6 protein-coding genes are annotated in these 11,684 nt (G+C 66.3%); 1 reads left to right on the top strand and 5 read right to left on the bottom strand.

Annotated elements, in window-relative coordinates; all coding sequences use genetic code 11:
* Nucleotides 1-54: 54 nt before the first annotated feature.
* On the bottom strand, nucleotides 55-969 hold the full coding sequence (locus F6Q13_RS10885; protein ID WP_293056178.1) for an alpha/beta fold hydrolase: 915 nt from the start codon (nucleotides 967-969) through the stop codon (nucleotides 55-57).
* Entirely contained in the window at nucleotides 966-2,033 is a 1,068-nt protein-coding gene (locus F6Q13_RS10890) for a saccharopine dehydrogenase NADP-binding domain-containing protein (protein WP_293056180.1), read from the bottom strand. The genes F6Q13_RS10885 and F6Q13_RS10890 overlap by 4 nt, the downstream gene beginning before the upstream one ends.
* Nucleotides 2,034-2,091: 58 nt before the next feature.
* On the opposite strand from F6Q13_RS10890, the gene F6Q13_RS10895 reads away from it, so the two are divergent.
* Entirely contained in the window at nucleotides 2,092-2,712 is a 621-nt protein-coding gene (locus tag F6Q13_RS10895) for a TetR/AcrR family transcriptional regulator (RefSeq protein ID WP_293056182.1), read from the top strand.
* Nucleotides 2,713-2,767: 55 nt separating this feature from the next.
* On the opposite strand, the gene F6Q13_RS10900 is transcribed toward F6Q13_RS10895, so the two are convergent.
* The 3 genes from F6Q13_RS10900 to F6Q13_RS10910 form a co-directional block, all read right to left on the bottom strand.
* Complete coding sequence (locus F6Q13_RS10900; RefSeq protein WP_293056185.1) at nucleotides 2,768-6,718, bottom strand: DNA-directed RNA polymerase subunit beta'; 3,951 nt, start codon at nucleotides 6,716-6,718, stop codon at nucleotides 2,768-2,770.
* 33 nt (nucleotides 6,719-6,751) lie between these two features.
* On the bottom strand, nucleotides 6,752-10,273 hold the full coding sequence (locus F6Q13_RS10905; protein ID WP_293056187.1) for a DNA-directed RNA polymerase subunit beta: 3,522 nt from the start codon (nucleotides 10,271-10,273) through the stop codon (nucleotides 6,752-6,754).
* 379 nt (nucleotides 10,274-10,652) lie between these two features.
* The coding region (locus F6Q13_RS10910) for an ABC transporter ATP-binding protein (protein ID WP_293056189.1) at nucleotides 10,653-11,684 on the bottom strand (1,032 nt) is incomplete at its 5' end.

Raw genomic sequence — 11,684 nt, forward strand, 5'->3', positions numbered from 1 at the left:
CGCCAGTGTAGTTAGCGTCCCGGTTGCCGTTTGCGACAGCGGTGGGCGCGGCCCTCAGTCGTCGAACATCCCCGCGTGTCGGCGCAAGAAAGCCACCTCGGCCCGCAGGACGTTCTCGTGGTCGAGTCCGCCCGCGTAGACGTCGTAATGTCCACCGCGACTCCGGTACAGCTCGGCAAGCGGCGCCCGGGTAGCCACGGCCAGCGCCGCGCGGACCGGAGCCATGGTGTCGTGTTCGGCGACGACCATCAGCAACGGGCACCTAACCTTTCGGGCACGTCGCACCGGCCGGTGAGCCATCACGTGGAGCAGGGACCGGGCGGTGACCTCGTTGGGCCAGGATCCCTCGGCGGGGTGGAGCCGGGCGTAGCCGGTCATCGCGTCATCTGTGGCGATCACGCCTAACTGCCCGGCTGGCACACTGACGGGCAGGTAGCGAGGCCGTCGGCCGAGCACTGAGCCGACCTGATCGACGAGCGCGTGAACGATCAGCGGCAGCTTGCGTCTCGGTCCGACGTTGGCCAGCCCTGCCAACCCATCCACCAGTGGGCACTGCGCGATCGCGCCTGCCAGGCCGGGTTCACTGGCGGCCAGCTCGACAATGTGCATGCCGGCAAATGAGGTTCCCCACGCGAAGACCCGGGCAGGGTCGAACTCTTCCTGAGCACGCGTCCAGGCCAGTGCAGCGCGGTAGTCCTCGAGTTGACGCCGAACGGACAGGAGCTGTCGAGGTTGACCCGTGGATCGGCCCCAGTGCCGGTAGTCAAACACCACCGCGGCGAATCCGCTGCGGGCGAACCGTTCGGCAAACGGCGCCAGACCGGCGGCCTTAATGCCGCCGATACCGTGGGCCATCACCACCGTCGGCAGCGGACCGGGTCGTTCGGGCACATACACCCAGGTGTCAAGTCGGTCGCGGGCACTGGCCGGGATCTCAAGCTCGCGGCGGTGCACGACACAGCCGGTCATCGGGTGACGCCGTCAAGTGTGATGATCGTTGCACCCGCGTGCCTGGCCAAGTCGGTGCCGAACAGCGCGCCGGGAGTGAAGGATCCGTGCCGTGTCGTCTCGTCGCTGATCCGTGCGGCGGTGTATCCGGCGACTTTCGCGGTGAAACCATAGGCCTCCCCGGTACGCAGCCAGGCCTCGCGATAGGTGTCACCAGCCCACTCCAGTCGAGCGTACGCCCAGGACACCTCGCCGGACTTCGCCGGTGGGCGCAGCCGCATTCGGCTGACGAACCGCTGTGTTGCGGTCCGGATGGGCCGCACCGCCAGCAGTGTCGACACCGCCGGCAGCACCACTCGCGCCATCGGCCCGCTGGGCACTTCCGCGGAGTACGCTCCCACCGCTCCCGCGCCGGATGCCCGGCGCGCTGCCTCCAATTCGCCGGTCGGTACCGCAAGCGCCGCGCGTGCCGGCAAGCCGGGCAACGGGATCCGTGTGGTTTGGGCACCCAGCCGGATTCGCACCAGTTGCCCGTCCCGGTAACGTCGCCCACCATGGGCGACGGCATCGATCACGCTGGCCAGCACCGCCGTTCCCATCTCGTCCACGGCGGGCAGTGCCGCGACCGTGGCAGAGTCCGCCGCGAGCCGATCGCCGCGCAGCTCGATGACCAGCGTCTCGGTGGCCAGCACGCCGAACCCCGCTCCGGTAACCAGCGTGACTCCGTGGCTTCGCGCGTCGGCATCCAAATCCAACAGCGCGCGCACCGGTTCCAGCTCGTTCGCCAGATCCACGTAGTGGGTGCCGGCGGCGATGCTCGCGCGCGCCAATGGCAGGGCGGTCAGACCAAACGGACCGATGGTGTTCACCACCACTGCCGGTTTTTCGTCGCCGATCAATGTGACCAGTTCGGCAAGCCCGGCGCTCACCCGGGTGCGCACGGGTCGGCCCAGCGATTCGGCGACGGTAGTGAGCCGGTTGTGGTCGCGTCCGACGAGGACCACGTCGGAGCCGTTCAAGACCAGTTCGTGAGCAATGGCGCGACCGCCCTTGCCGGTCGCGCCGAGGACCCAAATCGTTGGCACCAATTTACGGTACACTATGCATCGTTAATCGATCAAGCGCTACCGTTCCGGGGTTCATATGCCGCTCCCCCGAGGTCGCCCGCGCGACACCGCCTTGGATACCGCAATCGCCAATGCGACTGAAGCGGTGCTGCTTTCGGATGGTTACGGGGCTGTCAACATTGACCGAGTCGCCCGACACGCCGGAACCACGCGCGCTGCGGTCTACCGCCGGGCCAAGACACGCGGCGAGCTGATCGTCGGCTTACTGGTGAGCCGCTTCGGGGTCGATCCCGCCCCTGACAGCGGAAGCCTGCGGGAGGACCTGCGGCTCATCCAGGGACTTCAGCGCGATTTCTTCAACGACCCGGTCATTCGGGCCGCACTGGCCGGTGTGCTCGGCGACGCCCATTCCGACAACGATCTGGCCGCGGTGTTCTACGAGCGGTTCATGGCGCCGCGTCGCGCCTCGGTGACCGCAATGCTGGACCGGGCCGCCGACCGCGGCGAGATTCCGCAACCGACCCAACCCCGCATCGTCTCGGACCTTTTGACCGGACCGTTGCTGCTTCGCGCCGTGATGCCCCCCATCGGACCGATTGACGGCACACTGCTTGACGCCACCGTCGAGGCTGCCCTGAACGCATGCGCCCCGATGCCAAGACCCGCGGACGAAAACCCGTCATCACGCCGACGCTAAAGCACCCACGCCACCCGCTGCGCTCCGGGTTCGCCCGGGGATTTGTCGCACGCGCCTACCGATAATCGGAATAGCCGTAGTCGTCCAGCGGGACCGCGGCCCCGGTGGCCTGGCCGAAGTCCGGGCTGTAGTACTGGTCCTCGTAGGACGGGATGGTGTACGCCGCGGCCCGGGCCTCCTCGGTGGGCTGGACCTGGATGTTGCGGTAGCGACTGATCCCGGTGCCGGCCGGGATCAGCTTGCCGATGATCACGTTCTCCTTGAGACCGTTGAGCTTGTCGCTGCGGCAGTTGATCGCCGCATCGGTGAGCACCCGGGTGGTCTCCTGGAACGACGCCGCACTCAGCCACGAGTCGGTGGCCAGCGACGCCTTGGTGATCCCCATCAGCACCGGGCGACCGGCGGCGGGCTCCCCGCCCTCGGCCACCACCCGGCGGTTCTCGGCCTCGAACTCGGCGCGGTCGATCAGCGAGCCGGGCAAAAACTCCGTCGAGCCCGAGTCGATGATGGTCACGCGGCGCAGCATCTGCCGGACGATCACCTCGATGTGCTTGTCGTGGATCGACACGCCCTGGGCCCGGTACACCTCCTGGACTTCGCGGACCAGGTGGACCTGCACCTCGCGCGGCCCCTGCACCCGCAGCACCTCGTGCGGGTCGGCGGAGCCTTCCAGCAGCTGCTGGCCGACTTCGACGTGGTCGCCGTCGGCGAGCAACCGCTCGGTGCCGTCGTCGTGCTTGAACACCCGCAGCCGCTGGCGCTTGGAGAGCTTGTCGTAGACCACTTCCTCGCTGCCGTCGTCGGGCACGATGGTGATCTTGTAGAAGCGATCGCCCTCCTCGAGCCGCACCCGGCCGGCGACGTCGGCGATCGGCGCCTTACCGCGCGGCACCCGGGCCTCGAACAGCTCCTGCACCCGGGGCAGACCGCCGGTGATGTCCTCGCCGACGCCGCCCTGGTGGAAGGTCCGCATGGTCAGCTGGGTGCCGGGCTCACCGATGGACTGAGCGGCCACGATCCCGACGGCCTCGCCGATGTCGACCAGTTTGCCGGTCGCCATCGAACGCCCGTAGCAGGTCGCGCAGACGCCGGTGCCGGTCGCACAGGTCAGCACCGACCGCACCTTCACGTGGGTGACGCCGGCGGCCAGCAAGGCGTCGATCTCGGGGTCGCCCAGGTCCTGACCCCGCGCGACGATGACGTTGCCGGCCTCGTCGACGGCGTCGGTGCCCAGCGTGCGGGCGTACGCCGAGGTCTCGATGAACGGGTCGCGGATCAACGTGCCGTCCGGCCCGCGCTCGGCGAGCTCGACGGTGATCCCACGCTCGGTGCCGCAGTCCGCCTCGCGGACGATGACGTCCTGGCTCACGTCCACCAGACGGCGGGTCAGATACCCCGAGTCGGCGGTTCGCAACGCGGTGTCGGCCAAGCCCTTCCGTGCGCCGTGAGTGTTGATGAAGTACTCCAGCACCGTCAGGCCCTCGCGGAACGACGACTTGATCGGCCGGGGGATGAATTCGCCCTTGGGGTTGGTCACCAGACCTTTCATCCCGGCGAGCGTGCGGGTCTGGGTGAAGTTACCCGTGGCGCCGGATTCCACGATCGTGATGATCGGGTTGTCGTCGGGGTAGTGCTCGCGCAACGCCTGACCGACCTCGTCGGTGGCCTCCTTCCAGATCTCCACCAGCGCCTCGTTGCGCTCGTCGTGGTTCAACGCGCCGCGCTGGAACTGCTTTTCGACCTTGTCGGCCCGCTCCTCGTAGGAGTCGAGGATCTCCTGCTTGCGCGGCGGCACCAGCACGTCGGCCATCGAGACGGTGACCCCGCTGCGGGTGGCCCAGTAAAAGCCGGCGTCCTTGAGCTTGTCGACGGTCTGCGCGACGACGATCATCGGATACCGCTCGGCGAGGTCGTTGATGATGGAGGCCTGCACCTTCTTGTGCATCTGCTTGTTCACGAACGGGTAGCCCACCGGCAGCAGCTCGTTGAACATGACCCGGCCTGTCGTGGTTTCGGCCATCCAGGCGTCTCCCGGCCGCCAGCCGTTTCGGCCGAAGAGCTCCTCTTCGAGTTCGATCGGCGGGCGCAGTTGGGTGAGCCGTACTTTGATCTTGGCCCGCACGCTCAAGACGCCGCGGTCAACGGCCATGATCGCCTCGGCCGGCGAGGAGTACACGCCCGACTCCGGACGGTCTTTGGCGGCGGGGCGGTATTCGCCCTTGTCGCCGGGAACCTCGGTGGTCAGGTAGTACAGCCCGGTCACCATGTCCAGCCGCGGCATGGCCAGCGGGCGTCCCGACGCCGGCGAGAGGATGTTGTTGCTCGACAGCATCAGGATGCGGGCCTCGGCCTGCGCCTCGGCGCTCAACGGCAAGTGCACCGCCATCTGGTCACCGTCGAAGTCGGCGTTGAACGCCTCGCACACCAGTGGGTGCAATTGAATGGCCTTGCCTTCCACCAGCATCGGCTCGAAAGCCTGAATGCCCAGCCGGTGCAGGGTCGGCGCGCGGTTCAGCAGCACCGGGTGTTCGGCGATGACCTCCTCGAGAACATCCCAGACCTGTGGTCGCTGGCGTTCCACCATCCGCTTGGCGCTCTTGATGTTTTGTGCGTGGTTGAGATCGACCAGCCGCTTCATCACGAACGGCTTGAACAGCTCCAGCGCCATCAGCTTGGGCAGGCCACACTGGTGCAGTTTGAGCTGCGGGCCGACCACGATCACCGAACGCCCGGAGTAGTCCACGCGCTTACCGAGCAGGTTCTGGCGGAACCGGCCCTGCTTGCCCTTGAGCAGATCGGAGAGCGACTTGAGCGGACGGTTCCCGGGTCCGGTGACGGGCCGGCCGCGACGGCCGTTGTCGAACAACGCGTCGACCGACTCCTGCAGCATCCGCTTCTCGTTGTTGACGATGATCTCGGGCGCGCCGAGGTCGATCAGCCTCTTGAGCCGGTTGTTGCGGTTGATCACCCGGCGGTAGAGGTCGTTGAGGTCGCTGGTGGCGAACCGGCCGCCGTCGAGCTGCACCATCGGGCGCAGTTCCGGTGGAATCACCGGCACGGCGTCGAGCACCATGCCCATCGGCGAGTTGCCTGACTGCTGGAAGGCCGCAACCACCTTGAGGCGCTTGAGGGCACGAATCTTTCTCTGGCCCTTGCCGTTTCGGATAACTTCTCGGAGCGCCTCGGCCTCGGCGTCGATGTCGAAGTTCTCGATGAGCTTCTGAATCGCCTCCGCGCCCATCGCGCCGGTGAAGTACTCGCCGTAACGGTCGACCAGCTCGCGGTAGAGGTTCTCGTCGACGATCAGCTGCTTGGGCGCCAGCTTGGTGAAGGTGTTCCAGATGTCCTCCAACCGGTCCAGCTCACGCTGCGCGCGGTCGCGGATCTGACGCATCTCGCGCTCGCCGCCGTCGCGAACCTTGCGCTTGGCGTCGGCTTTGGCGCCCTCGGCCTCCAGCTCGGCCAGGTCGGCCTCCAGCTTCTGGGCCCGGGCTTGCAGATCGTTGTCGCGCTGATCCTCGACCGCCTTGCGCTCGACGGCCATTTCTGCCTCCAGCGTCGAGAGCTCGTTGTGCCGCAGCTCCTCGTCGACACCGGTGATCACATAGGCGGCGAAGTAAATGATCTTTTCCAGGTCCTTGGGCGCCAGGTCGAGCAGGTAGCCCAACCGGCTCGGCACGCCCTTGAAGTACCAGATATGGGTGACCGGTGCGGCCAGCTCGATGTGACCCATCCGCTCACGGCGGACCTTGGCGCGCGTCACCTCGACACCGCAGCGCTCACAGATGATGCCCTTGAAGCGAACCCGTTTGTACTTGCCGCAGTAGCACTCCCAGTCGCGAGTGGGTCCGAAGATCTTCTCGCAGAACAGGCCGTCCTTCTCCGGCTTGAGCGTGCGGTAGTTGATGGTCTCCGGCTTCTTGACCTCGCCGTAGGACCACTGCCGGATGTCGTCGGCGGTGGCCAGGCCGATGCGGAGCTCATCGAAGAAGTTGACGTCCAGCACGTAACTCCCTTTCGGATTTCGGGACTAAAAAATTCAGGCTAAATCTTCAACTGACGCGGATTCGTTGCGCGACAGATTGATTCCAAGATTCGCGGCCGCGCGCTCCAAGTCCTCGTCCTCACCTTCGCGCAGCTCGATCGCGGCACCGTCGGAGGACAGGACCTCGACGTTGAGGCACAGCGACTGCAGTTCTTTGAGCAGCACCTTGAACGACTCGGGAATGCCCGGCTCGGGGATGTTCTCGCCCTTGACGATGGCCTCGTAGACCTTGACCCGACCGACCGTGTCGTCGGACTTGATCGTCAGCAGCTCCTGCAGTGTGTAGGCCGCGCCGTAGGCCTGCATGGCCCAGCACTCCATCTCACCGAACCGCTGACCCCCGAACTGCGCCTTACCGCCCAGCGGCTGCTGGGTGATCATCGAATACGGGCCGGTGGAGCGGGCATGGATCTTGTCGTCGACCAGGTGGTGCAGCTTCATGATGTACATGTAGCCGACCGTCACCGGGTACGGGAACGGCTCACCGGACCGGCCGTCGTAAAGGATCGCCTTGCCGTCGCCGTCGACCAGCACGTCGCCGTCACGGTTGGGCAGCGTGCACGACAGCAGGCCCTGCAGCTCCTCCTCGCGGGCGCCGTCGAACACCGGGGTCGCCACGATCTTGTTCGGCTCGGCTTCCAGCAACTCCTCGGGCAGGTTCGCGGCCCAGTCCGGGACGCCGCCGGAGGTGTCGACCTTCCAGCCGCTGTGTGCACACCAGCCCAGGTGGGTTTCCAGGATCTGGCCGATGTTCATCCGCCGCGGCACCCCGTGGGTGTTGAGGATGATGTCCACCGGCGTGCCGTCCGGCAGGAAGGGCATGTCTTCGACGGGGAGGATCTTGCCGATCACGCCCTTGTTGCCGTGGCGTCCCGCCAATTTGTCGCCGTCGGAGATCTTGCGCTTCTGGGCGACGTAGACACGGACCAGTTCGTTGACGCCGGCCGGCAGCTCGTCGTCGTCCTCGCGGGAGAACACCCGGATGCCGATCACCTTGCCGGATTCCCCGTGCGGCACTTTCAGGGAGGTGTCGCGGACCTCGCGGGCCTTCTCGCCGAAGATCGCCCGCAGCAGCCGCTCCTCGGGCGTCAGCTCGGTCTCCCCCTTCGGGGTGACCTTGCCGACTAAGATGTCGCCGTCGCGGACCTCGGCGCCGATGCGCACGATGCCCCGCTCGTCGAGGTCGGCCAGCACCTCGTCGGAGACGTTGGGGATGTCGCGGGTGATCTCCTCGGCACCCAGCTTGGTGTCTCGGGCGTCGATCTCGTGCTCCTCGATGTGGATCGAGGTGAGGATGTCCTCCTCGACGAGCCGGTTGGACAAGATGATCGCGTCCTCGTAGTTGTGGCCTTCCCACGGCATGATCGCCACCAGCAGGTTGCGGCCCAGCGCCATCTCGCCGTTTTCGGTGCACGGGCCGTCGGCGATGACCTGGCCGGCTTCCACGCGGTCGCCGGCGTCCACGATCGGCCGCTGGTTGGCGCACGTGCCGTGGTTGGACCGGGCGAATTTACGCATCCGGTAGGTCTGGCGGGTACCGTCGTCAGCCATCACCGTGAGGTAGTCGGCCGAGACCTCCTCGATCACCCCGGACTTCTGCGCGACGACGACGTCGCCGGCGTCGATCGCGGCGCGCAGCTCCATCCCGGTGCCCACCAGCGGAGCCTCGCTGCGCACCAGCGGGACCGCCTGGCGCTGCATGTTGGCGCCCATCAGGGCCCGGTTGGCGTCGTCGTGCTCGAGGAACGGGATCATCGCGGTGGCCACCGAGACCATCTGGCGCGGCGACACATCCATGTAGTCCACCTCCGAGGACGCCACGTACTCGACCTCGCCGGCCTTGCGGCGCACCAGAACCCGCGGTTCGGTGAACCGGCCGTCGGCGTCGAACGGGGAGTTGGCCTGCGCGACGACGTGGCGGTCCTCCTCGTCGGCGGTCAGGTAGACGATCTCGTCGGTGACCACCCCGTCGACCACCTTGCGGTACGGGGTCTCGATGAATCCGTACGGGTTGACCCGCGCATACACCGACAGTGAGCCGATCAGGCCGATGTTGGGGCCTTCCGGCGTCTCGATGGGACACATCCGGCCGTAGTGCGACGGGTGCACGTCGCGGACCTCCAGACCGGCCCGCTCCCGGGACAGGCCACCGGGCCCCAGCGCCGAGAGCCGCCGCTTGTGGGTCAGCCCCGACAGCGGGTTGTTTTGGTCCATGAACTGCGAGAGCTGGCTGGTGCCGAAGAATTCCTTGATGGCGGCGACCACCGGTCGGATGTTGATCAGCGTCTGCGGTGTGATCGCTTCGACGTCTTGGGTGGTCATCCGCTCGCGGACCACCCGCTCCATCCGGGACATACCGACGCGGATCTGGTTTTGGATCAACTCGCCGACGGTGCGCAGCCGGCGGTTGCCGAAGTGGTCGATGTCGTCGGTTTCCACCGGCACCTCGACGCCGCCCGGAACGGTCATCGTGGTCTGCCCCTCGTGCAGACGCACCAGGTATTCGATGGTGGCGACGACGTCCTCTTCGGTCAGCGTGGTGGTGGTCAGGTTGGCCGACGCCGTCGCGGTCAGGCCGAGCTTCTTGTTGACCTTGTAGCGGCCGACCCGGGCCAGGTCGTAGCGCTTCTCCTTGAAGAACAGGTTCTCCAGCAGGGTCTGCGCGGATTCCTTAGTGGGCGGCTCGCCCGGACGCAGCTTGCGGTAGATGTCCAGCAGCGCCTCGTCGGGGCCGAGGGTGTTGTCCTTCTCCAAGGTCGACATCATGATTTCGGAGAAGCCGAACCGCTCGGTGATCTGCTCGGCAGTCCAACCCAGCGCCTTGAGCAGCACGGTGACCGGCTGCCGGCGCTTGCGGTCGATGCGCACGCCGACGGTGTCGCGCTTGTCGACGTCGAACTCCAGCCACGCGCCCCGGCTGGGAATCACCTTGACCGAATGCAGCGTCTTTTCGGTTGACTTGTCGATGGTCTCGTCGAAGTAGACACCGGGCGAGCGCACCAACTGGCTGACCACCACCCGCTCGGTGCCGTTGATAATGAACGTGCCCTTCTCCGTCATCATCGGGAAGTCGCCCATGAACACCGTCTGGCTCTTGATCTCGCCGGTGTTGTTGTTGATGAACTCCGCGGTGACGAACAGCGGCGCCGCGTAGGTCATGTCTTTGTCTTTGCATTCGTCCACGGGCGCCTTGACCTCGTCGAAACGCGGGTCGGAGAACGACAGCGACATCGAACCGGAGAAGTCCTCGATCGGCGACAGCTCGAAGAGCACCTCTTCGAGGCCGCCCATCGGGTTGGCCTCGCCGCGAGCGATGGCCGCCTCGCGCCAGCGTGGCGATCCGATCAGCCACTCAAACGAGTCGGTCTGCACGTCGAGCAGCCCCGGAACCTCCAGCGGTTCGCGCAACTTGGCGAAAGAAACTCGGTTAGGCGCCCCGGGGACGGAGTTGTAGGAAGAATTGTGAGGGTTCGTCTTGCTCTGGCGGGAGACTGCCAAGATGCATCCTTCCAGCACCTCGTGCGGCTCGCTGGTTACCGGACCCGGTCGCCGCAGTAGCCGCAGTAATTGTGTGTCGGTTCGGCTGGCGGACGATCTGTCCGGGTCTCACGCACGCAACGGGATCGCTGAGCCGAAACGGCTCAAGCTGGGACCACGGTGTCAAGTGGCGGGTGAGAAGGGCAGGAAGTAGCCAGCGCAACGTCCAACGATAGCGCAGGACCGCGCATTACTCAACCACCGTGCTCGGGCATACCGGCGGTCTCGGGGCGCTGGCCACCGTCTTGGCTCACCCGTGCGCACGTGCTGACCAACAGATTGGCCCCTTGGGAGCCGTCCGTCAAGAGTTGACGCGCCAACTTCTCAGCTACCGCTCCTTCCGCCCACCGCGGCCATGTCAGTAGCCCTGCCCGGTCGGAATCGACGCGGTGGGCGCCGCGGGATCGTGATGGCGCCCGTCGCCCACCTCGTCGGCAAACTCGTGCGCGGCGAACTTGTGGGTGCCCTCCAGGTCGTCGAGGATCGCCGCCTGGGCATTTTTGGGCAGCGTGTGCAAGATCTGCCGAACCCTGGCCCGGCGCCGCTCTACTGCCCGGCGTTCGGGCATCCCCGGGGTGGGGGTGATCTGCGGCGGCACACCCTGGATCTCGTCGACGCCGCCGTCGTGGTGACCAGCGTCCAGGTGGGCCTGCTCCTCGGCCATGGTGGCCTCGTCTTTTTCCTCCGACATCCCGATCGGACCGACCCGCCGCCCGTTGAGGAACTGCCGCACGACCGGCTCGTCACTGGTCAGCAGAACCTCGCGCGGGCCGAACATGACCAGCTTGCGGCGGAACAGCATGCCCATGTTGTCCGGAACCGTGCGGGCGATGTTGATGTTGTGCGTGACGATCAAGATCGTGGCGTCGATCTGGGCATTGATGTCGATGAGCAGCTGGCTCAGATACGCGGTGCGCACCGGGTCCAGACCGGAGTCGGGCTCGTCGCACAAAATGATCTGCGGGTCGAGCACCAGCGACCGCGCCAGGCTGGCCCGCTTGCGCATGCCGCCGGAGATTTCGCCGGGGAACTTCTTTTCGTCACCGCCCAGACCCACCGTGGCCAGCTTCTCCATGACGATGTCACGGATTTCGCTTTCTTTTTTCTTGGTGTGCTCGCGCAGCGGGAACGCGACGTTGTCGTAGAGGTTCATCGACCCGAACAGCGCACCGTCCTGGAACATCACGCCGAACAGGGTGCGGATCTCGTAGAGTTCCTTGGCCGTGCACTGGGTGATGTCGGTGCCGTCGATGATCACCGAACCGCGTTCTGGCCGCAGCAAACCGATCAGCGACTTCAAAAACACCGACTTGCCGGTACCCGACGGGCCCAACAGCACGCTGACCTCACCGGCCGGGATGTCCAACGTGACGTCTTCCCAAATCCGCGA

Origin of the sequence: Mycobacterium sp. (genome assembly GCF_008709575.1) — a bacterium.
GTDB lineage: Bacteria > Actinomycetota > Actinomycetes > Mycobacteriales > Mycobacteriaceae > Mycobacterium.